General features: G+C 52.5%; 24 protein-coding genes and 1 other RNA gene. 13 read left to right on the top strand and 12 right to left on the bottom strand.

The features are described from left to right. Positions 1-95: 95 nt before the first annotated feature. Both HF685_RS15855 and HF685_RS15850 read right to left on the bottom strand, forming a co-directional pair. Positions 96-854, bottom strand: a complete 759-nt coding sequence (locus HF685_RS15855; RefSeq protein ID WP_168820980.1) for an anti-sigma factor — start codon at positions 852-854, stop codon at positions 96-98. Then, complete coding sequence (locus HF685_RS15850; protein ID WP_168820978.1) at positions 847-1,428, bottom strand: sigma-70 family RNA polymerase sigma factor; 582 nt, start codon at positions 1,426-1,428, stop codon at positions 847-849. The genes HF685_RS15855 and HF685_RS15850 overlap by 8 nt, the downstream gene beginning before the upstream one ends. Positions 1,429-1,716: 288 nt before the next feature. On the opposite strand from HF685_RS15850, the gene HF685_RS15845 reads away from it, so the two are divergent. Next, positions 1,717-2,268: a hypothetical protein gene (locus HF685_RS15845; protein WP_168820976.1), complete on the top strand. Its 552-nt coding sequence runs from the start codon at positions 1,717-1,719 to the stop codon at positions 2,266-2,268. A gap of 265 nt (positions 2,269-2,533) precedes the next feature. Here HF685_RS15845 and HF685_RS15840 read toward each other — a convergent pair whose 3' ends face one another. Continuing rightward, positions 2,534-3,307 carry an SDR family oxidoreductase gene (locus HF685_RS15840; RefSeq protein ID WP_168820974.1) on the bottom strand — a complete coding sequence of 258 codons (774 nt, stop codon included), beginning with the start codon at positions 3,305-3,307 and terminating at the stop codon, positions 2,534-2,536. A gap of 82 nt (positions 3,308-3,389) precedes the next feature. On the opposite strand from HF685_RS15840, the gene HF685_RS15835 reads away from it, so the two are divergent. Next, positions 3,390-3,866, top strand: coding sequence for a nuclear transport factor 2 family protein (locus tag HF685_RS15835; RefSeq protein WP_168820972.1), 477 nt, complete (start codon positions 3,390-3,392; stop codon positions 3,864-3,866). A 43-nt stretch (positions 3,867-3,909) separates the two neighbouring features. Here HF685_RS15835 and ndk read toward each other — a convergent pair whose 3' ends face one another. From ndk to HF685_RS15815, 4 genes are all read right to left on the bottom strand, one after another. Continuing rightward, positions 3,910-4,332 carry a nucleoside-diphosphate kinase gene (ndk, locus tag HF685_RS15830; protein WP_168820970.1) on the bottom strand — a complete coding sequence of 141 codons (423 nt, stop codon included), beginning with the start codon at positions 4,330-4,332 and terminating at the stop codon, positions 3,910-3,912. Between the two features lie 85 nt (positions 4,333-4,417). Next, entirely contained in the window at positions 4,418-4,927 is a 510-nt protein-coding gene (locus HF685_RS15825) for a hypothetical protein (RefSeq protein WP_168820969.1), read from the bottom strand. 103 nt (positions 4,928-5,030) lie between these two features. Beyond that, on the bottom strand, positions 5,031-5,468 hold the full coding sequence (locus HF685_RS15820) for a DNA polymerase III subunit chi (RefSeq protein WP_168820967.1): 438 nt from the start codon (positions 5,466-5,468) through the stop codon (positions 5,031-5,033). A 13-nt stretch (positions 5,469-5,481) separates the two neighbouring features. Beyond that, positions 5,482-6,939 carry a leucyl aminopeptidase gene (locus HF685_RS15815; protein WP_168820965.1) on the bottom strand — a complete coding sequence of 486 codons (1,458 nt, stop codon included), beginning with the start codon at positions 6,937-6,939 and terminating at the stop codon, positions 5,482-5,484. Positions 6,940-7,211: 272 nt separating this feature from the next. On the opposite strand from HF685_RS15815, the gene HF685_RS15810 reads away from it, so the two are divergent. The 4 genes from HF685_RS15810 to rsmA all read left to right on the top strand — a co-directional run bounded on the left by HF685_RS15810 (position 7,212) and on the right by rsmA (position 12,734). Then, entirely contained in the window at positions 7,212-9,425 is a 2,214-nt protein-coding gene (locus HF685_RS15810) for an LPS-assembly protein LptD (RefSeq protein WP_168820963.1), read from the top strand. 99 nt (positions 9,426-9,524) lie between these two features. After that, complete coding sequence (locus tag HF685_RS15805; protein ID WP_168820961.1) at positions 9,525-10,889, top strand: peptidylprolyl isomerase; 1,365 nt, start codon at positions 9,525-9,527, stop codon at positions 10,887-10,889. Beyond that, the gene (gene pdxA, locus HF685_RS15800) at positions 10,889-11,896 is read left to right on the top strand and encodes a 4-hydroxythreonine-4-phosphate dehydrogenase PdxA (protein ID WP_168820958.1); all 1,008 of its coding nucleotides are present in this window, start codon (positions 10,889-10,891) and stop codon (positions 11,894-11,896) included. The genes HF685_RS15805 and pdxA overlap by 1 nt, the downstream gene beginning before the upstream one ends. A 10-nt stretch (positions 11,897-11,906) precedes the next feature. Beyond that, positions 11,907-12,734, top strand: coding sequence for a 16S rRNA (adenine(1518)-N(6)/adenine(1519)-N(6))-dimethyltransferase RsmA (gene rsmA, locus HF685_RS15795; protein WP_246218666.1), 828 nt, complete (start codon positions 11,907-11,909; stop codon positions 12,732-12,734). Here rsmA and HF685_RS15790 read toward each other — a convergent pair. Next, the gene (locus tag HF685_RS15790; RefSeq protein WP_168820956.1) at positions 12,731-14,845 is read right to left on the bottom strand and encodes a malate synthase G; all 2,115 of its coding nucleotides are present in this window, start codon (positions 14,843-14,845) and stop codon (positions 12,731-12,733) included. The genes rsmA and HF685_RS15790 overlap by 4 nt on opposite strands. A 377-nt stretch (positions 14,846-15,222) precedes the next feature. On the opposite strand from HF685_RS15790, the gene HF685_RS15785 reads away from it, so the two are divergent. The 4 genes from HF685_RS15785 to HF685_RS15770 all read left to right on the top strand — a co-directional run bounded on the left by HF685_RS15785 (position 15,223) and on the right by HF685_RS15770 (position 19,035). Beyond that, a complete protein-coding gene (locus tag HF685_RS15785) occupies positions 15,223-16,437 on the top strand; it encodes a hydrolase (protein WP_425500193.1) in 1,215 nt (404 codons plus the stop codon). Next, entirely contained in the window at positions 16,434-17,444 is a 1,011-nt protein-coding gene (locus HF685_RS15780) for an arginine N-succinyltransferase (RefSeq protein WP_168820954.1), read from the top strand. Before HF685_RS15785 ends, HF685_RS15780 begins: the two co-directional genes overlap by 4 nt. After that, the gene (locus HF685_RS15775) at positions 17,441-18,703 is read left to right on the top strand and encodes an N-succinylarginine dihydrolase (RefSeq protein WP_168820952.1); all 1,263 of its coding nucleotides are present in this window, start codon (positions 17,441-17,443) and stop codon (positions 18,701-18,703) included. The genes HF685_RS15780 and HF685_RS15775 overlap by 4 nt, the downstream gene beginning before the upstream one ends. A gap of 101 nt (positions 18,704-18,804) precedes the next feature. Then, on the top strand, positions 18,805-19,035 hold the full coding sequence (locus HF685_RS15770) for a hypothetical protein (RefSeq protein ID WP_168820950.1): 231 nt from the start codon (positions 18,805-18,807) through the stop codon (positions 19,033-19,035). Positions 19,036-19,090: 55 nt separating this feature from the next. Here the strand turns inward: HF685_RS15770 and ssrA are convergent. The 4 genes from ssrA to mscL form a co-directional block, all read right to left on the bottom strand. Beyond that, positions 19,091-19,432, bottom strand: a transfer-messenger RNA (tmRNA) gene (gene ssrA, locus HF685_RS15765). An 80-nt stretch (positions 19,433-19,512) separates the two neighbouring features. Further along, positions 19,513-19,755, bottom strand: a complete 243-nt coding sequence (locus HF685_RS15760; protein ID WP_168820948.1) for a hypothetical protein — start codon at positions 19,753-19,755, stop codon at positions 19,513-19,515. Positions 19,756-19,983: 228 nt separating this feature from the next. After that, positions 19,984-20,250, bottom strand: coding sequence for a hypothetical protein (locus tag HF685_RS15755; protein WP_168820946.1), 267 nt, complete (start codon positions 20,248-20,250; stop codon positions 19,984-19,986). Between the two features lie 118 nt (positions 20,251-20,368). Further along, a complete protein-coding gene (gene mscL / locus HF685_RS15750; RefSeq protein WP_168820944.1) occupies positions 20,369-20,785 on the bottom strand; it encodes a large conductance mechanosensitive channel protein MscL in 417 nt (138 codons plus the stop codon). A gap of 150 nt (positions 20,786-20,935) precedes the next feature. Here mscL and HF685_RS15745 point away from each other — a divergent pair, with 150 nt between their 5' ends. From HF685_RS15745 to HF685_RS15735, 3 genes are read left to right on the top strand one after another with little or no spacing between them, the layout of a single operon-like run. Further along, complete coding sequence (locus HF685_RS15745; RefSeq protein ID WP_168820942.1) at positions 20,936-21,526, top strand: LemA family protein; 591 nt, start codon at positions 20,936-20,938, stop codon at positions 21,524-21,526. A 14-nt stretch (positions 21,527-21,540) separates the two neighbouring features. Then, the gene (locus HF685_RS15740; RefSeq protein ID WP_168821584.1) at positions 21,541-22,362 is read left to right on the top strand and encodes a TPM domain-containing protein; all 822 of its coding nucleotides are present in this window, start codon (positions 21,541-21,543) and stop codon (positions 22,360-22,362) included. After that, positions 22,362-23,045: a TPM domain-containing protein gene (locus HF685_RS15735; RefSeq protein WP_168820940.1), complete on the top strand. Its 684-nt coding sequence runs from the start codon at positions 22,362-22,364 to the stop codon at positions 23,043-23,045. The genes HF685_RS15740 and HF685_RS15735 overlap by 1 nt, the downstream gene beginning before the upstream one ends. The last annotated feature ends 61 nt before the right edge of the window (positions 23,046-23,106 follow it).

Raw genomic sequence — 23,106 nt, 5'->3', positions numbered from 1 at the left:
TTAACTTACCGAAAAGCCGCTGTTCAAATTACTCGCTAATTAGTAAACGGTCGCCGCAATTTGTCACCGTAATCTCAAATATCCTAAGATATTCGCTAGATTTTTGAAAGTGTGCCCGAAGCAATAATAGGCGTAGTTGGTGCTTTGTAAGGCGCGCCGTCCGGATCTTCAATGGTTATCGCGAGCACGGAACCGGCGTCGATAAAGCCGCTATAATTGGGGTCGATTTGCAGGCTGCCGTCCCGATCAGTTGGCAACACTCCGAGCGCACGCGGTGTGCCATCGGCGGGAACGACCCATAATACAGGTGCACCGTTACCAGGTTCGATTCCCTGAATAATAACATGTAACTGGCCACTATCCTCATCATACCGGGTCGCGACCGACAGGCCTTCCTGTTCGCCGGTAAGTTGGGCAATAAGTTGCGGAGCCACCACCTGTTGTTGCGGCCGACTTTCCGTCACGACAACCGGCGAAGGTCTGACCAGCAAAGCCAGGGCGAGCGACGCGGCAACCGTGCCGCCGACAATTGCAGCCGCACGCCAGCGCTTCAAGCGGTCAATAAGCGAATGATCGACGACTTCGTCTGTGGCATCGCTCTGATCGCTTCCATCACGTCTCACATCAAGCCGCGCTTCGATTGCTTGCAAAATTCGATCTGGAGCCTGCTGCTCGGGAACATGGTCAAACAGCGGTGCCAGATGCGCTTCCCATTTCTCGACTGTCTGTGCAAACGCACGATCAGAAAGACGTAAACGCAATGTTTCCGCCAAGTCATCGCCTTCAATCAGTCCAAGCACCAGTTCCGCCGCGAGCAGATCGCGATCATCAAGATCTTTTGGCAGATCAATCATCTTCAAGGCACTTTTTTAGGTTCATCAATCCTCGTCTGATGCGGCTCTTCATCGTGCTGAGCGGGACACCATTCTGCTTGGCAAGTTCGTCATAGGTGAACCCGCCAAAAAATGCCGATCGAATCGGCTTGTTCTGTTCATCACCCAATTGTTCCAGACAGTGCATGATTCGAGCCTTCTGCTGTTTCTCTTCAATTACAGCATCACCCAAAGGCGAATCATCGGCAATGATATCAATCACAGCTTCTTCATTAAATCGCTCGTTGCCGTATTTCCGTCGCCAGTCGATCGCGGCATTGCGAGCGATGACCGAGAGCCAGGAAATCGGGCTATAAGTCCCGGCCTGATATTGATCAGCACGGTGCCAGATTTTTATAAACACTTCCTGAAGGACATCCTCCGCAGCCGACCTATCACCACAGATACGAAGCGAAATGCCAAATAGTTTCGCAGAGGTTAGTTCGTAAAGTTCCGCCAGCGCCGCTCGGTCCCGGTTCGCGACACCTGCCATGACATCAAGCAAATGTTCTTTGCTTTGCCCTGCATTTTTTTTGGCATACTCATCCACACTCATGGACACTAGATGAGAGTAAAATCTCTGGCCTGCAACCGTTTATTATCTACGGTGATTTCTGAACCTTCAACATCGAGAAGCCTGTTTTCGGGATGAAGCGGTCATTGGCAATATTAAAGCTGTCGTTCCGTTTCCCGCCCACTAGCCGCTGTCCAATGCCATCCTAATGCCCCACCTATCAACTTTGCATGGCAAACCCTGTCACCGCGCCATGTAAATCTCTCCTTTCCTACATTTTACCATATCGGTTATTATACAATCAAATACTAACCTAATGTGGAACCTCATATGAATCAACCCGCAGCAGCCGGAGCTATACCCGACTACGAACCCGTTCCCACCAATGGCCGCCATGATGGCTGGACCGCCAACAGGCAAAGGCGTTTTCTGGAAACTTTATCGGAAACCGGATGTGTCGACCACGCCAGTCGGCAGGCAGGAATGTCGGCGCAGTCCGCCTATCGCTTCCGGTTGAAGCCCGAGGCTGATAATTTTCTTAATGCGTGGAATGATGCGCTGCGCTTGGCGAGTACGCGGCTGACCTCGGTTGCTTTTGATCGTGCGCTCAATGGGGTGTGCGAAGAGACGATCAAGGATGGCGAGGTGGTTTCTACCAAACGGCGTTATTCGGACAAGCTGCTGATGTTCCTGCTCAGCCACAGCGATGCGCTGCGCTATGGCAATCTTTCCGGCGTGCAGATTGGCGGGGTGCAGATTGACCCGATGGCCATCTCGCGCAACCGGATGCCAGCGCTGCTGGACGCGATCAAACCGGAAGTGCGCACGGGGTTTGGCGATGATGGTGATATGGCAGCCGATGACAATGACGATCCGGTTTAGGCCAGTGACATTTTCCTTCGAACCAAGAACGTCGTTGCGAGGAGCGGAGCGCAGCGTGGCAATGGCGGACACCCCTTTAATTCTGTGGCTTACGCGATGTTGGGAACGCTTCTTGCTACGCGCGGGCGCGGGCGCGCGCACGAACAGGACTTACTTTCCTAAACTTTGTAATTTTATTACGCGCCTTTTTGATGCGCAAAAGCATTCGCCTTTGCTTCGGCACCAGCCACGGATGTGGACGCGCAGCGAGCGTGAGCGAGCAAAATCAGGCCACGACGCCCTCAACGACCGACTTGGCATTATCCACCCGGATCGCCGCGCCGTTGATGAATTTGCTTTCGTCCGACGCGAGGAAAAGCACGGTGTTGGCGATATCATCCGGTTCGCCCAAAGCGCTTGCTGCTGGCCCTTCGCTATTGGGCCGCAGGTCGTCGCGGCCCATCATCTTCGGGCCAATTTGTTCTACCATCGGCGTCAAAATTCCCGCCGGATGGACGCTGTTGCAGCGGATATTATAACCATTATTCGCACTGTGGACCGCAACGCTGCGGGTCAGGCTTTCCACCGCGCCTTTTGCTGCGGCATAGGCGACCACCACCGGTTCGCCCTGCACCGAAGCGATGGAGGCCATGTTGATAATCGACCCGCCGCCCGATGCTTTCATTGCTGGAACCGCATATTTGCAGCCAAAGAATGTGCCATCGGCGCTCACCGCCATGACGAAGCGCCATTCTTCAGCGGTTTGCGACTCAATAGTGCCGGGCTCGACGACACCGGCATTGTTGACCAGCACATCCAGTTTGCCATGGCGCGTGACCACATCGGCGATCAGATCTTCCCAGCCCTGCTCATCGCGCACATCCTGGACATGGAACTCTGCTGCATCACCGATTTCAGCCGCGACACGGTTTCCATTATCTTCGTCCATATCCGTAAGTATTACAGTCGCCCCTTCTCGGGCAAACATCCGCGCATCGGCCTCACCCAGCCCCTTGGCTGCACCTGTTATTATTGCCACTTTGCCTTCGAGCCTGCCCATGCTTATCCTTCCGGTCGATGTCCTGATGAAGAAGCTAGTCTCGCTTCGAAAGAATGACACTGGCAAAAAGAGGGAGTGGAGAATGTATACACTGGAAGCGCTATCGGCACGCGAAGAAATCCGCGATGTGCTGCACCGCTATTGCAAGGGCATCGACCGGCGCGACTGGGCGCTGGTCCGCTCGTGCTTTGCTGACGATCATGTGCATAAGCATGGCGACTATAGCGGGCCGCCGGATGAATTTATCGGCTTTGCCAGCGACGTATTAAAGTGCATTCCCGGCACGCATCATTCGATTTCAAATGTTCACATTAACCTGTCGGAAGATGGACAAACCGCAGAAACCGAGGCCAATTTTGTCGCCTATCACTACATCGAACCGGGAAACCCGGATTTTGCAGCCTGTGAAACACAAGGCAAAGCAACCGACTGGATCGTAGCCGGGCGCTATTGCGATACGCTAAAAAAACGCGAAGGAAGCTGGATTATCGTCCGCCGCGAAGCGGTCCATGACTGGGAACGCGCCAGCGAAGCCAGCAGCGCGGCGGTCACAAGTTGACTGGAATCATCCCCCCGACTTAAGCCGGGGCGGCGCGGATTGCTTACCCGACGATCTCGTCTTTGCTAAAGAAATGCGCAATTTCGATTTCGGCATTTTCATCGCTGTCCGAACCGTGGACGCTATTTGCTTCAATGCTTTCGGCGAATTCGGCGCGGATCGTGCCTGGCGCAGCATCCTTTGGATTGGTCGCGCCCATGATGTCACGGTTACGCTGCATCGCATTTTCGCCTTCGAGTACCTGAACAACAACCGGTCCGCTGATCATGAAGTCAACCAGTTCGCCAAAGAAAGGACGTTCTTTATGAACGGCGTAAAAGCCTTCCGCCTGATCGCGGGTCATATGAATGCGCTTGGAAGCAATTACACGCAGACCCGCTTCTTCAAGCTTGGCGGTGATCGCGCCGGTCAGATTGCGGCGGGTTGCGTCTGGTTTAATGATCGAAAATGTCCGTGTACCGGCCATGATATTGCTCCGTGAATAAGGGGATAAAATTGAGTTGCGCCGCCCTTAGCGAGTGCATTGCATTGCCGCAAGTTTTTTGGTGGTCTCAGCCGTTCCCGCCAGCAATCACCGTCACCTGTGTGCCGCCGCTGCCATCGTCGGTGGCTGACACATTGACTCCGCTCTCCCTATCCTTGTTGGCTGCGCTAATCATCTTCATTGCGCCGGTGTTGACCTCGGCTTTGACCTCAAGACCTTTGGATTTGACCTGATCCTTGTAAAAATCGATCACTTTGTCTTTGTCGGCATCGGTTTTGAACGTGAGCATCGCGCCGGTAGACCCTTCGCCTGAACCCGTCATGCTGCTTTGAATTTCTGCGCCCGGATATAGCTTGAGGCCCATGGGAAGCGAACCCCTGGCTTTCTCGCCGCCGGAAATGCGGACTTCGCCTTTGTCGGTTTTAATGGTGACTTCGCTATCGCCATCATCGCCTTTGACCGAATAGCTGGCTTTGCCGCCATCACCGTCGTCAAAGGTGCCGGAAGCGACCTCATCGTCATTACTGCCGCAAGAAACGGCGAGGAGTGCGAGGGGTAGGATAAGATATTTGCGCATGCGAAAGGCTCCATCAAGCTATGGCGCGACCGGTGAACAGAATTATCTGCAAAAGCGGAAAAGAGCAAATCTAGGATAATATCATAATTGAAACGGCGAAAACTCAGGGGCCTTCGACCCAGCGACCACCATCTTGTTTCCAGTAGCGCGGCGTAGCATCGTCATTGGTTGTCAGATTGCGCCATGCCGTTCGAGCGTTGTCTATATGATCTGGCGTGAAGAGATAGAACACCCGTTCAAATGCCAATGCTTCATCGCGCCATATGCCGTCCGCCAACGCGATGTAAGTGGCCCCGTTAGCCGCTGCACAATCATCAGAAATCAATATCGGTTGCGCGCTTTCCTCTTCGCTACCGGCAAGACCATGCGCCAGAAAACTCTCCGGCTTCGATTGCCAAAGCGCCGCACTGATTTTTTCAATCTGATCGAAGTCCGCCGACACCACGAGCAGTCGCGAGTCACCGTCCAGCGTCTTTTGCGCGATCATTGGCAATAGTCTATCCGCCGGATCGCGGGTCAAATGATAAAAATCGACCTGCAACGATCAATCCGCTTTATTGTTCGTGATGGTCAATAATATACTGGTTGAGCAACCGCACACCAAAGCCTGTCGCTCCTTTGTCCCACAAGGGCCCAGCCTTATCCGCCCACACCATGCCAGCAATATCGAGATGAGACCATTTCACACCGTCTTTGATAAACCGCTTGAGAAACTGGGCTGCGGTAATCGATCCGGCACCCTTGCCACCAATATTTTGCATATCGGCGATGGGAGAATTGATCATCTTGTCATAGGCTGAGCTAAGCGGGAAACGCCATAGCGGATCACCTGATTTTTTGCCCGCTTCGAGCAAATCTTCAGCCAAGTCATCGTCATTGCAGAAGCAACCGGCATGCTGGTCACCCAGCGAAATAATAATAGCGCCGGTCAATGTTGCGAGATTGATCACAACCTCCGGCTTATATATTTCCTGTGTCCAGTGGAGCGCATCACAAAGAACGAGGCGGCCTTCAGCGTCGGTGTTCAAAACCTCAATCGTTTGTCCGCTCATGCTTGTAACAATATCGCCTGGACGCTGCGCATTACCATCAGGCATATTCTCGACGAGACCGCAAACGCCCACAACATGCGCCTTTGCCTTGCGGCTGGCGAGCGCTTTCATGGTACCAGCAACAGCGCCAGCACCGCCCATATCAAATTTCATATCGCCCATTCCCGGGCCCGGCTTCAGCGAAATTCCGCCAGTATCAAAAGTTACGCCTTTGCCGACGAGCGCCAATGGTGTCTTCTGCTTGCCATCGGTCCCGTCCCAGCGCATCGCAAGAAGCCGCGGTGGCCTTACGGATCCCTGCGAAACACCAAGCAGCGCGCCCATGCCGAGCTTTTCCATTTCTTCCTGACCAAGAACCTGAAATTCAACGCCCAGATCTTTGAGTTCCTCGCAACGCGCTACAAAGCTTTCGGGATAGATGACATTAGCAGGTTCGGAAACCAATTCGCGGGTAAGCGAAACGCCTTCCGCAACAGCAGCAAGATCCGTCCAGGCCTTGGCCGACTCCATATCCGTATCCAGCACGGTGATAGTTTCCAACGTCGGTTTGGTATTCTCCGGCATGGTGGTGCGATATTTGTCAATCCGCCAACTGCGCAGTTTTGCACCAAACATGAAACGTGCCAGATCGTCCTTATTCAGATCCAGCGGGTCAATGGCCAGATGCCTGGCACCGGATGTCAAAATCTTTGCCACGGTTGCGCCACCTGCCGCTTCCAAATTCGCAGACTTGCCCTTGCCAGTGCCGGCCAAAATGACACGCAAAGTTTCACCAGATTCGCTGACGAATGTCTCGAAAATCTCACCGGCCTTGCCTTCAAAGCGCGCCGCTTTGGCCGCTGTCCGAATCAATTCCGATTGCTCCAATCTAATATCCGCATCATCAAGACCATCTTTTTTAATGGCGTAAGCTATGGCATCGATTTTAGCGGGCCGTTTGCTGGCAAATTTAATATTCATGAAAAACGAGTCCTTTTGATTTTTGATTGGAGCGGCACATTACGGATAGGCCTGTCTTAAATCTTGGCTAATCCCTTAAAGATCGGTCAGTTTTTTGCAATCATCTTATAGCTGCCAATGCTTCTATCCATCCTCTGTTCATCTATTTGTGCCAAAGAAAATTTGCAGCCGCGTTATTCTAGTGCAATAGCGGACGGCAGTCGATATCAACCAGCCGACAAAGGGGTCGATATTGTTTTACGTTGGGGCCAAAAGGTAGGTTAAGCCAGTCGATGAAATCTTCAATCGCTCTGATGGCTTTGGCTGCAACAATTGCCCTGCCCTCAACCGGCAATGCGACATCGGCGCAAGATATTGCCGATCCAGCGATCGAGAAAAAAGACGAGATCGAATTCAGCGCGGATACGCTGGATTATGATTTTGAAAACGATATCGTTACCGCCAATGGCAGTGTGAAGCTTGACCGCGAGGGTTATACGCTACGGGCTGATCAAGTTGTCTGGAACCGCAAAACCGGAGCGGTTACGGCGGCGGGCAATGTCAGAACCATCAGTCCGGAAGGTGATGTCGCATATGGCGACAATATTACGCTAACCGACACGCTACGCGACGGTGTCGTCGATAATCTTCTGCTTGTTCTGGAGGATGGCAGCCGTCTTGCTGCACGCAAAGGCGAGCGCTTTGCGGATGGTTCTCTTGCGCTCGACAATGCGGCCTACACGGCTTGCGCGGTTACAAGCGAAGATGGCTGCCCGAAAGACCCAAGCTGGCAGATCAAGGCGGTGAAAGTAAAATATGATCCGATAAAAAAGCGGGTTAGCTACGAAGGCGCGCGGATTGAGATTTTCGGACTGCCCGTTATACCGCTTCCTGGCCTGTCACATCCGGTAAGCAACGAAAATCGCAGCGGGATTTTGGTCCCGGATATCAAATTTAGTTCAGCGAACGGGGCTTCTCTTGCTGTGCCCTATTATTTCAACATTGCGCCAAATCAAGACGCCACTGTGACGACACAGGTTTTTTCCGATGTTGCTCCGATGATAAACGGCACCTACCGTTATCTTGACGAGAAAGGCGCGTTCCAGTTCACAGGCTACGCCACATATAGTTCGCGCATCCCAACCGGTTCAGCTGGGCCTCTGCCGAATTCGACAAGAGATTTTCGGGGCTATTTCGCTACGAGCGGCCGATTCCGGCTGAATGAAAAATGGACAGTGTCCCAATCGGCGCGAATCGTTTCTGATCGTACCTTCTTGCGCCGCTATGACATTAGTGATGACGACAGCTTGCGATCAACGATCAATGCTGAGCGGTTTAGCGACAGCAGCTATTTGTCGATCGCAGGCTGGGCATTCCAAACGCTACGTTCGAATGACCCGCAAAACCGCGTTCCGATTGCATTGCCAGTGATCGATTATCGCAAGCGGTTTGCTGAGCCGGCACTCGGCGGGCGCCTTCAACTACAAGCAAACAGTCTGGCCATCGAACGCGTGGAGGGGCAAGATACACAGCGTGCATTTGCTTCAGCGAGATGGGATTTGCGCAAACTGACTAACATGGGACAGGAGATTACCTTTACCGGGTTCGCTCGGGGAGACGTTTATCACAGTAGCAATAACGCGCTTAATGAAACCGCAATTTATCGTGGCAATGGCGGATGGCAAACGCGGGGTATTGCAACGGCCGCGATCGATGTGAAATGGCCCTTTGTCGGCGAGGCTTTTGGCGGCACCCAAACGATAACCCCACGTTTGCAAATTGTTGCAACACCTGGTCTTAAAAACATCTCTTTACCCAATGAAGACGCAAGAGCTGTAGATTTGGAAGACAGCAATCTGTTCGCTCTGAACCGTTTCCCGGGTTATGACCGCTATGAGGATAACGTCAGGGCGACTTATGGCATCGAGTGGAATCTGGATCGCCCCAATCTGAGTATCAACAGCATCGTTGGGCAAAGCTATAGACTAGCGAACAATAGCAATATTGTACCCGATGGCACCGGTCTGTCGGAGCGCTTTTCGGATATCGTTGGCCGAACCAATGTCGGCTTCAAGGATATCGTAAAATTCACCCACCGCTTTCGGCTGGACAAGCAAAATCTGGCAGTTCGCCGAAACGAGATTGATGCGACAGTCGGCACGCGCAGTACCTATGCGCAAGTAGGTTATTTGCGACTCAACAGAAATATCGGCTCCCAGATTGAGGATTTGCGCGACCGCGAAGAAGTGCGGGTAGGCGGACGATATCAAGTCGATAAATACTGGTCAGTATTTGGATCCGCAATAATTGATCTAACCGATCGTAGTGAAGACCCCATCTCGGTCGCTGATGGTTACAACCCTGTGCGTCATAGATTGGGCGTAGCCTACGACGATGGATGTCTGTCGCTTGGCGTCACTTGGAGATATGACTATGAGGATACCGGTGACGCACAGAGAGGCAGTACTTTTCTGTTCCGGCTAGCGCTCCGCAATTTGGGTGTGTAAGGCTGTCGCCAACGTGCACAGATCACTCATCTTAGGTTCAGCACGATATTGATAATCGGCAAAGCAATATTGGCGTTAAGGTTTGAAAAGAAACAAAAAATGAAATTGAAGAATAAGCATAAGCTGTCAAAGATTCCAAAACTGGCTCTCGTCATTTTGGCGGCGACATTGGCCGCAACACCCTCTTCCAGCCAGACAGTTGCTGACAGCGCAGTACCTAATACCGGATTGAACATCCCGGAAGAATTAACAATTTTTGGCAAAAATGATCCCAATGTTCGGCGGGCAACTGCAGTGGTCAATGGCGATATTATTACCGGTACCGATGTTGGACAAAGACTGGCACTAATTGTAGCTGCCAATGGGGGTGAAGTATCTGAAGAAGAACAGCAGCGACTGCGGTTACAGATATTGCGCAATCTTATCGACGAGACATTGCAAATTCAGGAAGCCGAAGCGAACGAAATTACAATCAGCCCTGAAGAGGTAGAATCCACGTACCGTCAGGTCGCGCAGCAGAATTTCAAACAAGATATTGGCGGGTTTGAAACCTTTTTGCGGTCCAAGGGGTCGTCAGCAAATACATTGAAACAGCAAATTAAAGGCGAGCTTGCTTGGAGCCGATTGCTCCGGCGCAACATCCAACCTTTCATCAATGTCGGCGATGAGGAAGTAAACGCTATTATTGAACGACTAAACGCTTCCAAAGGCACATCGGAATATCGCATCGGCGAAATTTATATGTCAGCCTCGCAGGAAACCGCCGAGCAAGTGGCAGTTAATATGCGGAAGATTCTGGAACAAATTCGTGGAGGTGGTTCTTTCGTAGCCTATGCCCGACAGTTTTCCGAAGCTTCCACCGCAGCAACCGGCGGCGATCTGGGATGGGTTCGCCCTGCCCAGTTGCCGCAAAGTTTGGCAGAAGCGGCTGTTCAGATGCAAGTCGGGCAGGTTGTCGGCCCAGTGTCGGTGCCAGGGGGCTTTTCAATATTATATCTTATTGACCAACGGCAAATTCTGACGGCTGATGCGCGAGACGCCTTGCTGAGCTTGAAGCAGCTTTCCATTGCTTTCCCCGAAGGCACGACCGAGCAACAGGCGACAACTAAAGCAAGCCAGTTTGCTTCAGCTACAGAAGGTATTAAGGGATGCGGCGCTGCAAACGAAGTCGCGGCAAGCATCGGCGCGGCGGTGGTTGACAATGACCAGGTGCGGCTCCGCGACCTGCCCGCTGCCCTTCAGGATACGATCGCAAACCTGCCCATTGGACAAGCCAGCGCGCCCTTTGGATCGATTACCGACGGTGTGCGAGTCCTGATATTATGCGGCCGGGACGATCCTCAAACAGCCAACGCCCCGTCTTTTGATCAAATCATGTCGCAGCTCGAAAACGAGCGGGTTAACAAACGCGCGCAAATATATCTGCGCGATCTTCGCCGTGACGCCATTATAGAATATAATTGATGGTTCAAGGGGCAGACAAACCCTTCGCAATTTCTTGTGGTGACCCGGCGGGAGTCGGTCCTGAAATAATCGGAAAAAGCTGGAAGCAGCGAGAGACTCAAGCTTTGCGTCCCTTTTTTGTTGCCGGGAATATCGCTGATTTTGAGAATTTGGACGGCGTTCAAGCGCAAAAAATAGAAGTCCCGGCAGAGGCTGCTGACATATTCGGAACCGCGCTACCGGTGTTTCATATCCACGACGCCGACGCCGCTATCCCCGGTGAGCCAACTCTCGAAGGCGCGCAATGTGCACTCCATGCTTTAGAAGTGGCTTGCGGGTTAGCGAGATCAGGCGATGCTGGTGCGGTCGTAACGGCACCCGTATCCAAATCGCAACTATATCAGATAGGTTTTCGTTATCCTGGTCAAACGGAGTTTGTGTCCGAACACTGCGGTATTTCCCGCGAGAATGCCGTTATGATGCTCGCCGGCCCATCTCTTCGCGTTATTCCGATGACGACCCATATCGCGTTCAAGGAAGTGCCGGGACAACTAACGCATCAACTCATAGTTGCACGCGCCAAAGCTGCAGAAAAGGCAATGACCCGAAACTTCGGTATTGATAACCCTCGCATTGCGGTTGCCGGCCTTAATCCCCACGCCGGTGAAAATGGTAATCTGGGTGATGAGGAGCGCACAATAATGCAGCCCGCTATTGATGAGCTTCGTGCCGATGGCATGGATATTACCGATCCGTTGCCCGCTGACACCATGTTTCACGAACAAGCCCGTGCCAGATATGATGTCGCGCTCTGCCCTTATCATGACCAGGCACTGGTGCCGATGAAAACGCTGCATTTCTTTGATGGCGTAAATATGACGCTTGGCCTGCCAATCGTCCGGACATCGCCTGATCACGGGACGGCCTTTAATATAGCTGGCCAGGGTGTTGCTGACCCCCGATCCATGATTGCCGCGATCCAGATGGCTGCGGTGGCCGTCGCCAATCGCAAGTTACACGACAATTGAGCACCGATCATTGAGCAACCCGCCAAAGCTGCCACCGCTGCGTGAGGTGATCAAAAAACACGGCCTTTCGGCGAACAAGGCGCTTGGGCAGAATTTTTTGTTCGACACGCAATTGCTGTCGCGTATCGCAGCTGTTCCCGGTGATCTGGCAGGGGAAGATGTATTCGAGGTTGGTCCGGGACCCGGCGGTTTAACGCAGGCATTGTTGCAAGCGGGAGCGGCGGTGACGGCGGTCGAACGGGATGAAAGATGCCTGCCAGCGCTGGCGGAACTCGGCGAATATTTTCCGGATCAACTGAAGATCATCAGCGATGATGCCCTTGCGATCAATACCGACAATCTGTTCGACAAACCTTTTCATATCGTTTCCAACCTTCCCTATAATGTTGGTTCAGCCTTGTTGATCAAGTGGCTGTCTCAACCCAAATGGCCGCCGAAATGGCAATCGCTGACCTTGATGTTTCAGCGCGAAGTGGCGGACCGTATCGTCGCTTCCGAAGGGAGCAATGCTTATGGTCGGCTTTCGATCCTCGCCCAGTGGCGTTGCGAAGCCAGACTGGCGATAAATGTTCATAGATCCGCTTTTACGCCGCCTCCCAAAGTCATGTCCGCGATTGTTCATTTAACGCCCAAGGAACAACCTCAAGGTGTTGATCCGGCTTTGTTGGAACGGCTTACGCAAACGGCATTTCACCAGCGGCGGAAAATGCTGCGACAAAGTCTCAAGGGCTTCTCCGGTGCCACTGAGGCGCTTGCGACAGTCGGCATTGATAGTTCGAGGAGACCCGAGACGGTTAGCGTTGCAGAGTTCGTCGCCTTGGCTCGACAACTCTCTTAACCAGCCGCCTTCAACTTCCGACGATATGCATGAAGCAAGGGTTCGGTATAACCGCTAGGCTGCTCGATGCCTTTGAACACCAAATCGCGCGCAGCCTGAAATGCCAAGCTGCCCTTTGGATCAGAAGCCATCGGACGATAGAGTGGATCAGCGGCATTCTGTCCATCCACTTTCGCAGCCATCCGCAACAGAGCCGCATCAACTTGCTCTGCCGAGCAAACACCATGCAGCATCCAGTTCGCCATATGCTGGGAGGAAATCCGCAAAGTCGCGCGATCTTCCATCAAACCGACGTCGTTGATGTCCGGCACTTTCGAGCACCCGATGCCTTGATCGATCCAGCGCACAACGTAGCCCAATATGCCCTGCGCATTATTGTCGAGTTCACGCTCAATTTCTTCAACCGACCAATTATGGCCATCGGCAAAGGGAATTGTCAGTAGCTTGTCGAGCGAGGCAATCCCCTCGCCAGCGACTTCGTTCTGCCGCGCGAACACGTCTAGTCGGTGATAATGAATAGCGTGGAGCGTCGCCGCTGTTGGGCTGGGCACCCACGCGGTATTCGCTCCGGTCATCGGATGACCGATTTTCTGTTCCATCATGTCGGCCATCATATCGGGCGCAGCCCACATGCCTTTGCCGATCTGAGCCTTGCCGGACATGCCGCAAGCCAGACCGATGGCAACGTTGCGCTGCTCATAGGCCGCAATCCAATCGCTGCTTTTGATATCAGCTTTGGCCAACATCGCGCCGCCCTGCATTGAGGTGTGGATTTCATCCCCGGTGCGGTCGAGGAAACCGGTGTTGATAAATACAATCCGGTGTTTCACGGCATGGATACAAGCGGCGAGATTGGCGGAGGTCCGTCGTTCTTCATCCATCACACCGACTTTAATGGTGTTCCGATCCAGTCCGAGCAGGTCTTCCACAGCATCAAACAGGTCGTTGGTGAACGCGCATTCCTCTGGCCCGTGCATTTTCGGTTTCACAATATAGATCGAACCGGCCCGGCTGTTGCGGAGTTCGCCGAGTCCTTTTATGTCGTGCATCGCGATCAAACTGGTGAACACGCCATCGAGCAAACCTTCAGGAGCCTCTGATCCATCAGTCAGCAACACCGCCGGATTGGTCATCAAATGTCCAACATTGCGAACAAACATCAAACTGCGTCCCGCTAGTGTCGCGGCATTGCCATCCCGATCCTTATATTCACGGTCCGGATTGGCTTTGCGCGAAATGGTCTTGCCGCCTTTGTCAAAAGATGCATCCAGATCACCGCGCATCAGGCCAAGCCAGTTGGTATAAGCCAAAGTCTTATCCTCGGCATCTACCGCCGCGACCGAATCTTCCATGTCGATAATCGTGGTGAGCGCCGCTTCCAAAAGTACGTCGGCAATTCCCGACGGATCGTCCCGGCCAATAGGATGTTCAGGATCGAATATAACTTCAACATGCAGTCCGTTATGGCGGAACAAACGTCCATTTGCGCTGGTACCGACATATTGAGACTCATCAGCAATCGCGATGCCGTCCGACGGATCGCCCAGATCTTCCCATTTCTGACCATCTGTAAGCGGGACAATCTCATCAAGGACCGCCTTGGCCGCTTTGACAACATGCGCGCCACGCTCCGGATCATATCCACCCGGCTTGGCGGGCGGCGCATCCAGCGCATCGGTACCGTAAAATGCATCATAAAGGCTGCCCCAACGGGCATTGGCAGCATTCAGCACAAATCGGTCATTCAGCGATGGCACTACCAATTGCGGGCCAGCCATTGTCGCGATTTCAGGATCGACATTTTCGGTGGTAATCGAAAAAGGCGCTGGTTCTTCGACCAGATAACCAATTTCCCTGAGATACGTCTGATATTCATTCTGATCAATGGACTGTCCCCGGCGCTCTTTGTGCCAGTTATCAATTTGCGTTTGGAGTTTCTCGCGCTTGGCCAACAGTTCGGCATTTCGCGGAGCAAATTTCCCAAGAAGCTGGGCGAAACCGGTCCAGAACTTTTCGCTATCCACTCCAGTTCCCGGCAAAGCCCGGTCATTGATAAAATCAAACAATTCGCTGGCAATCTGAATTCCATTTTGCGCGATATATTCGGACATTAAACTTCCTCTTTCAAAAATAACGATCCGCCGCGCCTCATAGGCACGCCGGAAATAAAAACTGTTCCGGGGAGGAATCGCTGCCGTCTATGGCCGCTCTTTTTTACGCTGTAAATGACAAGCAATCGAAAAATCGGCGGTGTAATTTTATTACAAAGTTTAGGAAGTTTAGCCCTATCCGTGCGCGCCCGCGCCCACGCGCGCGTTGCAAGAAGCGTTCCCAACATTGGGATTATCTTATATTTCCAGTAAGTTATGGGTAAAATCATGATCATATTACCGGTATATCAAATCCGGATATCAGTAGGACAGCGCTTTTTATGTCCGGCGTAGCTTGTAATATCCGGGGTGGCGAAAATGGTATCCTTTGCTATCAGATGCGGATGACACATGGCACTTCAACATTTCGCGAACAATTAGAAGAAGCGGCTAGCTTGCCCCTGCTGGACCGGACGCTGAGTTGGTCAGGGGTCAATAGCGGCACGACCAATCTTGCGGGCATTAAAACCGTTGCCGGAATGCTGGCAGATGCGTTCTCCGCCTTACCCGGTGATGTCTCCCTGGTTGATCCATCCCCTGTTGAAGCCGTGCGCACCGACGGCACAATTGATCAAGTTGAACGCGGACAACATCTGGTGGCATCAATCCGCCCTGATGCGCCGACGCGAATTCTACTGACCGGCCATATGGATACGGTTTTTCCCGCTGACCACGGTTTTCAGAAAATCACTGAGCTGGAACCCGGCATTTTGAACGGCCCTGGACTTGCCGACATGAAAGGCGGAATTTCGGTCATGCTGGGCGCACTGCAATTGCTGGAACAAAGCGATGTCGCAGATCGGATAGGCTATGACATCATGATCAATAGCGATGAAGAAGTTGGATCCGGTTCATCAGCGGCACTTATCGAACAACTAGCTAAGGGAAAGACAGCCGCCCTCACCTACGAACCTGCCCTGCCCGATGGGACTTTGGCAGGGGAGCGCGGCGGGAGCGGGAATTTCTCAATCATTTTCATTGGCAAAAGCGCGCATGCCGGACGCAATCCTGATGAAGGGCGCAACGCATTGATTGCTGCGGCCGACATGGCCTTGCGGTTAAAAGCGATCCACCGTGAAGGCCTAAGTGTAAATCCTGCGAAGATTGATGGTGGCGGCCCCAATAATGCCGTTCCCGATCATTGCATATTGCGGGTGAACTTTCGCCCTAAATCTTTGGAAGATCAAGCGGAAGCCCAGATGAGACTGGATCAGCTGATACCCGCTATCGCCAAAGAACATGATCTGGATGTCCATTGTCACGGCGGTTTTGGTCGCCCCCCCAAACCGATTGATCCACAGGCGCAAAAACTTTTCGGATTGGTCAAGCAGTGCGGTGCAGAACTGGGGCTCGACATAAACTGGCGGGGCACCGGCGGCGTTTGTGACGGTAACAACATCGCGGCTTGCGGCGTTCCCGTGGTCGATACTATGGGCGTCCGCGGTGGAGCTATTCACAGCTCGGACGAATTTCTGATTGTCGACAGTCTGGTCGAACGGACACAATTATCGGCGCTGACCATCATGCGGATCGCTGAACGAGGGGGTTTATGAGTTATAGAATACGCGCGGCGCGATTGGATGATCTGCAGCATATTTATGAAATGGCGAAGCTGACGGGTGGTGGTTTTACAAACCTGCCTGCTGACAAGCAGTCCCTGACAGCGAAACTCGAGCGTTCGCAGCGCGCTTATGACCGGACCAATGATGAACATGGCAACGACCTGTTCGTTATGGTTCTGGAAAATATTGAAACCGGCGTAGTTCGAGGGACATCCCAGCTTTTTACCAAAGTGGGACAAAGCTGGCCGTTTTATTCCTATCGCCTCAGCACCCTATCGCAAACCAGCAAGGAACTGGACCGGACATTCAGCGCGCAAATGCTATCGCTGGTAACCGATCTGGAAGGCTCCAGCGAAGTGGGCGGACTATTTCTGCACCCCAATGAACGTGCTGGCGGACTCGGCATGTTGTTGGCGCGGAGTCGCTATCTGTTTATCAAGGAACATCGTCAGCGTTTTGGCGACAAGATTTTTGCCGAGTTACGCGGCGTGATAGACGAAGCCGGGGGTTCTCCCTTCTGGGACGGGCTCGCCGGTCGATTCTTTGGCATGAACTTTCAGGATGCCGACTATTTCAATGCCATTCACGGCAATCAATTCATCGCCGACCTTATGCCGAAACATCCGATTTACACTGCGATGCTCAGTGAGACTGCGCGGGCCGCAATCGGTGTGCCTCATCCCAATGGCCGCGCTGCGATGCGGATGCTGGAGAACGAGAATTTTTCTTATGACGGCTATGTCGATATTTTTGACGGCGGACCGACGATGATAGCAAAAACCAATGATGTGACGAGCATCAGAAAGTCCAAACTGGCCGTGATTACCGGGATCGATGAAGGCACGGAAAAATCCATTATTTCGCGCGGCAATCTCGGTGAATTTCAGGCAACATATGCGATGATCAGCGAAAATGGTGAAGGCGTTACTATTGATGCCGAAGCGGCCAGCAACATTGGCCTCTCGGTGGGAGATGAAATCCGGTATATCGCGCGATGAGCAAGCCAGTGGAAATCAACTTCGACGGCATTATCGGGCCTAGTCATAACTACGCAGGCCTGAGCCTCGGCAATATCGCATCGTCCACCAATGCCGGGGAAACCGCCTATCCGCGCGAGGCTGCGCTGCAAGGCATTGCGAAGATGCGGCACAATATGGATTTGGGACTGGCGCAGGGCTTTTTTATGCCGCTGGATCGACCGAATACCGGTTGGCTGGACAAACTGGGAACCAGCATCGCTGAAGCGGAGCCTCATATCCGCGCTGCTGCCTTTTCGGCCTCATCGATGTGGGCCGCGAATGCTGCCACTGTTTCACCGACTCCCGACAGCATTGACGGGAAATGCCACTTGACGGTCGCAAACCTGCAAACCATGCCGCACCGCAGCCACGAATGGCCAGGGACTTTTGCGCAACTGCAATTGGCTTTTGCGGACCAGAACTATTTCGCAGTTCACTCTCCGGTGCCGTCGCCTTTTGGCGATGAAGGGGCCGCAAATCATATGCGCTTGTGCAATACCCACGATCAGGCCGGGCTTGAGATTTTCGTTTACGGAAAAGCTGGCGGTCCCTTCCCTGCGCGACAGCATATAGAGGCCAGCAAAGCCATCGCCCGGACTCATGGCCTGGATGAGAATAAAGTCATTTTTGCTCAACAGTCCGAGACAGCAATTGCCGCAGGCGCGTTTCACAATGATGTGGTCGCTGTCGCAAATGAGCGCGTGCTCTTTACCCATGAACAAGCCTTTGCTGAACCTGATGTGCTTTATGCGGAGATTCTCTCAAAACTCCCCGAAGCGGAAATCATCATCGTTCCCGCCAGCAAAGTCAGCCTGGCCGATGCGATCGAATCTTATCTTTTTAATGCACAATTGGTCACCTTGCCTGATGATGGCGGTATGGCGCTGATCTTGCCAACAGAGGCCCAGGGTAACGCTGCAGTGTGGAGCTATTTGCGGGAATTGGTTGCCGGAAATGGACCCATCAGCAAAATATGCCCGGTCGATGTACGCCAATCCATGGCCAATGGTGGCGGTCCCGCTTGCTTGCGTCTACGCGTCGTTGCCGACCCGGAAACAGTCAATCAAAAATTTATAGCCACACACGAAAAACTCGATAAAATTTCGGCGGTTGTAGAAAAATACTGGCCCGGGAGCATTTCCCCCACCCAGTTAACATCAGTTGATCTGCTCAATGAAATCCACGAAGCACGCAGCCAGCTTTTGGCAGCATGCGGACTTTCCAAATTGGCTAGTTAACAACTAACCCAAAGCTGTCGGATTAACTTACAGTTTACCATATTTCACTTGAAGAAATCGCGGTTTTCAAGGGTTGGCACGACCCTTGCGGTATTTAGCACATGTGGAAGAAAATCCGACGCCTGTTCATTATCAAAACCAAGTTTGAGGCCTTCCTCATCACCTACGCACTTGCCACCGGTGCCATTGCCCGCGGTGAAGATTATATCGTGCAATATCCGGGATATGGCGGCGTCCTGCTGTTTCTGGCGTGTACCGGCTCGGTGTTCATGGCCGGGGCAAAAATGATCGAAGCGATTGATTATCACAAAACTTATGGACGTGATTATTAACGGTCAGATGTAAGAAAAGTAGGACGCTTCTGTTGCCCGGTGCGCCCAAAACCGCTGAATTCCCTTCTGTTGCCCGGTGGGTTCAACCGCGCATTAGCTTTCTAACTTATGATCTTGCGATCAATGGGTTAGGCAGCAATAGCGAGTGCTTCATTATCGTTTGCACTTATAGTTTGCGAGCAATCACGGCATACTCAGGCCGGGCAAAAATAATGCTTTTGAACACACGTCGATCCTGGTTCGGCCCCTTCAATTACTTCGCCGAAACGAAATAGATGGTGGAGCCGCCGGGTACTGCCCCCGGGTCCGCTGTGTCTATTGCACATCACAATTTATCACCATAGTCCGCAGAAACGAACAGTCTCTATATAGGCGCAAAATCCTGAATGAACAGTGAGCAGACACAAAAAAGGGCTAACCGGTATCCGGTTAGCCCTCCTCTAGTTCCCCAAAAAGGGAATTCCAGATATTGTTGGCTTACTCGGTAGCAGCTTCAGCAGGTGCAGCAGCTTCGTCTGCAGGAGCAGCTTCAGCAGTTGCTGCGTCTGCAGCAGGAGCAGCTTCTTCGGTAGCCATGGCATCAGCAGCCATCGCATCTTCAGCAGGTGCAACTTCTTCAGCAGCAACTTCTTCGGTCGCAGCTTCTTCAGCAGGAGCACCACAAGCACTAAGTGCCAGAACAGCAGCTGCAGAAGCAGCCAGAACAGTAAATTTACGCATCTTGATTTCCCTAGAATATTCTAAAAGGCCGAATCAACATTCGGCTGGCGGGCCTATAGAGCGACTAAACGGAGAAGTATCACAAAAAATTCATAAAAATGCTATATCACTGTTTTTACATATTTTTTTGCTCTTCGGACCGCTCTCCGTTAAGCAAATCGCAAAATAAAAGGACCAACCGGTTACCCGGTTGGCCCTCCTCTAGTTCCCCAACAGGGAAATCTTTAGCTACTGCGCAAGAACGCCTTCTTCTTCGTCAGCTTTCTCTTCCAGAACGTCCGCCTTGTCTTCCATCGCAGCCGCTTTATCCTCCAAAGCTTCTTCGCCAGCTTCGGTCGTGGCGTTATCAGCGGCTTCGTCAAGACGATCCGCTTCCATTTCGGCTTTCTGTGCTTCCACTTCGGTTGCAGTTTCTGCGCCGCTTGTGTCTTCCTGCGCGCAAGCGCTCAGTGCCAGAGCAGCTGCTGTCGCGGTGAAAATTGTCAATTTACGCATTATATTTTCCCTCATTCCCAGATGAAGGGACAAAAAAAATGCCCCTCTGGGATGTTCAACCCACTGATGGTGTGTCGGTTCCCAAGGGGGCAAATAAAATTTATAAATATTTAATAAATCAGGATTTTTTTAACTCATCCCGAATTTCCGTCAGCAAATCAATTTCACTTGGGCCAGCGTCAGCCTCTTCGGCTTTCTTCATGACTTTATTGGCATAGCGCACAATCATGAAAATGATGAAAGCCAAAATCACAAAATTGATGACAACAGTCAAAAATTGACCCCAGCCGAGCATTGGAACCCCGGCTGCCTTAAGCGCAGCATAGTCGGTCGCGTTGACACCGTCTGGAACAGCACCAAGAAGAATGAACATGTTCGAAAAGTCTGGTGTACCGGCGATCGCGCTCACGAGTGGCATAATCACATCTTCGGTCAGCGAGGTGGTGATGGTCGCAAATGCTGCACCAATGATAACCGCAACGGCCAGATCGAGGACATTCCCCTTTAGAATAAAGTCTTTAAATTCACTCAACATGATTAGCTTCCCTTCCGAATTTAATATAGGGCTGACGAAATGCCTGAAAAGCCGTGCCTTGTCGAGAGAAGTGATTGCAATTGCGTGCTTTGACACCTATTTTTACATCGGTGGCAGTGAAACGCTGCGATGATGGAGGAAATTCAGATCATGCTTAATAGAATAGCGAAATTCTTGCTGGTTCCAGCAATTGCCTTGAGCTTGAGCGCGTGCGGTATCAACAGCGTCCCAACGGCCGAAGAAAATGCCAAAGCCAAATGGGCTGACGTAGAAAGCACCTATCAGCGGCGGGCCGATTTGATCCCCAATCTCGTCGAAACCGTCAAAGGCTTCGCAGCGCAGGAGCAAGACACTTTAACAGCCGTCGTTGAAGCGCGCGCAAAAGCAACATCTATTCAGGTCAGCGCCGATGATCTGGGCGATGCTGCCAAGGTTCAGGAATATGCCGCAGCGCAGGGTGCGCTTTCACAAGGCTTGGGTCGCTTACTGGCTACGGTGGAAGCTTACCCCGAACTGAAATCCAACGAGAATTTTCTGGCGTTGCAAAGCCAGTTGGAAGGGACCGAAAACAGGATCAACGTGGCCCGGCGCGATTACAACGAAGCGGTCCGCCAATATAACACCACCATCCGAACTTTCCCGGATATCATCGGCGCAAAAATCATTCATGGCGCAGAGCCGATGGAACCATTTGCGGCAACCACCGAAGGCGCTGAAGAAGCTCCGTCTGTGAAGTTTTAAATCTGGTGGTAGACATTGTTCGCAGACCATTTGAATTTTTGATAGCCGGGTTGGTTTTCGCGCTGGTCGCGATCACCAGTCCGGTGTCTGCGCAAAACTTCCCTGCCCTTACCGGCCGCGTTGTCGATCAGGCAAATATTCTGGATCCGGCTCAGGAAGCTGCGCTCACATCCCAACTGGAAGCTCTGGAAACCCAGTCGAACCGGCAATTGGTCGTTGCCACAGTCAACAGCCTCGATGGCTATGACATTGCCGATTATGGCTATCAACTGGGCCGGACGTGGGGCATTGGCCAGGACGGCGTGGGTGAAACTGAGAAGGATAATGGCGTAATTTTGCTGGTCGCTCCCAATGACCGCAAAGTACGCATCGAAGTGGGTTACGGGTTGGAAGGCATCTTAACTGACGCTCTGTCGAGCAATATCATTCAGAGCGATATTCTGCCGCGTTTTCGCGATGGTGATATGCCGGCAGGGATATTGGCGGGTGTAGATCGTATTGCCACGCAGATCACCTTGCCCGAAGATGAGGCTCTCGCCATTGCCCAGCAAGCGTCTACCTACCAAAATAGTGCGGACAGCGGAGGAGGATTCCTCGCCATCTTCTGGATCATTGTCATCCTATGGATTATCATTTCCTCAATCCGTTCGGCACGGCGCGGCGGCAAGCGTTATCGCGGTGGCGCTGGTCCGGTTGTCATATGGGGCGGTAGTGATTGGGGCAGCGGTAGCAGTAGTGGTTCCAGTTGGGGCGGCGGTGGCGGCTTCAGCGGTGGCGGCGGCTTTAGCGGCGGAGGCGGCAGCTTCGGCGGCGGCGGCGCTTCAGGGGGCTGGTAATGACAAAAGTGAACCAACTTTCCGAAGCTGACCATAAGCTCGTAACCGCAGCGGTGCGGGAAGCTGAGAAAACGACCGACGGTGAAATCGTAACGATCATTACCGGGCTTTCGGACAAATATCATGATGCCGGCCTGCATTGGGCCGTTGGTATATTGTTCCTGTTCCTCTCATCATTGGCCATCGTTCCAGGTTTTTACCAAAACTTACTGAGCAGCTGGTTTAGTGGCTGGGGGCATGATTTTACCGCTCCCGAGCTTATGTCGATTGTGTTCATAATCAGCGTGATTGTGTTTCTGGCGATGCGGTTTCTATTCGCATGGATGCCACTTAGATTAGCTGTTACGCCCAAGAGCACGAAGCAGCGGCGAGTGAGAAAGCGGGCGATTGATTATTTCAAAGTCGGGGCAGAACACCGCACGGTGGGCCTGACCGGTATTTTAATCTATGTTTCTCTCGGCGAACATCGCGCTGAAATTGTTGCCGATGAGGCAATAGTCAACAAAGTGGCTCCGGAAGTCTGGGGCGAAGCAATGGTTGCATTAATCGACGAAATACGTGCCGGTCGCCCAGGCGAAGGCATGGCTGCCGCTGTTCGTCACGTTGGCGCAGTCCTTCAGGAACATTTTCCAAAATCGCATGAAAATCCTAATGAACTGCCTGATCGGCTGATCGAACTGTAAACACTCCAAATTGCGTTGGTCTCGATCATGATCGAGGGAAGGGTTTCTGATGTCTCGGCTA

The sequence above is a fragment of the Parasphingorhabdus halotolerans genome (genome assembly GCF_012516475.1).
In the GTDB taxonomy this organism is placed as follows: domain Bacteria; phylum Pseudomonadota; class Alphaproteobacteria; order Sphingomonadales; family Sphingomonadaceae; genus Parasphingorhabdus; species Parasphingorhabdus halotolerans.
Note: the sequence above shows the minus strand (reverse complement) of the source record. Positions and strands in the feature narration are given on the sequence as shown.

Coding starts and splice junctions, on each gene's coding strand:
- pdxA (WP_168820958.1), top strand. CDS start 10,889: ATGGTTCAAGGGGCAGACAAACCCTTCGCAATTTCTTGTGGTGACCCG.
- HF685_RS15785 (WP_425500193.1), top strand. CDS start 15,223: ATGCGGATGACACATGGCACTTCAACATTTCGCGAACAATTAGAAGAA.
- HF685_RS15770 (WP_168820950.1), top strand. CDS start 18,805: ATGTGGAAGAAAATCCGACGCCTGTTCATTATCAAAACCAAGTTTGAG.
- mscL (WP_168820944.1), bottom strand. CDS start 20,785: ATGTTGAGTGAATTTAAAGACTTTATTCTAAAGGGGAATGTCCTCGAT.
- HF685_RS15790 (WP_168820956.1), bottom strand. CDS start 14,845: ATGTCCGAATATATCGCGCAAAATGGAATTCAGATTGCCAGCGAATTG.
- HF685_RS15745 (WP_168820942.1), top strand. CDS start 20,936: ATGCTTAATAGAATAGCGAAATTCTTGCTGGTTCCAGCAATTGCCTTG.
- HF685_RS15780 (WP_168820954.1), top strand. CDS start 16,434: ATGAGTTATAGAATACGCGCGGCGCGATTGGATGATCTGCAGCATATT.
- HF685_RS15815 (WP_168820965.1), bottom strand. CDS start 6,939: ATGAATATTAAATTTGCCAGCAAACGGCCCGCTAAAATCGATGCCATA.
- HF685_RS15810 (WP_168820963.1), top strand. CDS start 7,212: ATGAAATCTTCAATCGCTCTGATGGCTTTGGCTGCAACAATTGCCCTG.
- HF685_RS15805 (WP_168820961.1), top strand. CDS start 9,525: ATGAAATTGAAGAATAAGCATAAGCTGTCAAAGATTCCAAAACTGGCT.
- HF685_RS15835 (WP_168820972.1), top strand. CDS start 3,390: ATGTATACACTGGAAGCGCTATCGGCACGCGAAGAAATCCGCGATGTG.
- HF685_RS15760 (WP_168820948.1), bottom strand. CDS start 19,755: ATGCGTAAATTTACTGTTCTGGCTGCTTCTGCAGCTGCTGTTCTGGCA.
- HF685_RS15735 (WP_168820940.1), top strand. CDS start 22,362: ATGACAAAAGTGAACCAACTTTCCGAAGCTGACCATAAGCTCGTAACC.
- HF685_RS15855 (WP_168820980.1), bottom strand. CDS start 854: ATGATTGATCTGCCAAAAGATCTTGATGATCGCGATCTGCTCGCGGCG.
- HF685_RS15775 (WP_168820952.1), top strand. CDS start 17,441: ATGAGCAAGCCAGTGGAAATCAACTTCGACGGCATTATCGGGCCTAGT.
- HF685_RS15825 (WP_168820969.1), bottom strand. CDS start 4,927: ATGCGCAAATATCTTATCCTACCCCTCGCACTCCTCGCCGTTTCTTGC.
- HF685_RS15840 (WP_168820974.1), bottom strand. CDS start 3,307: ATGGGCAGGCTCGAAGGCAAAGTGGCAATAATAACAGGTGCAGCCAAG.
- ndk (WP_168820970.1), bottom strand. CDS start 4,332: ATGGCCGGTACACGGACATTTTCGATCATTAAACCAGACGCAACCCGC.
- HF685_RS15845 (WP_168820976.1), top strand. CDS start 1,717: ATGAATCAACCCGCAGCAGCCGGAGCTATACCCGACTACGAACCCGTT.
- HF685_RS15755 (WP_168820946.1), bottom strand. CDS start 20,250: ATGCGTAAATTGACAATTTTCACCGCGACAGCAGCTGCTCTGGCACTG.
- HF685_RS15850 (WP_168820978.1), bottom strand. CDS start 1,428: ATGAGTGTGGATGAGTATGCCAAAAAAAATGCAGGGCAAAGCAAAGAA.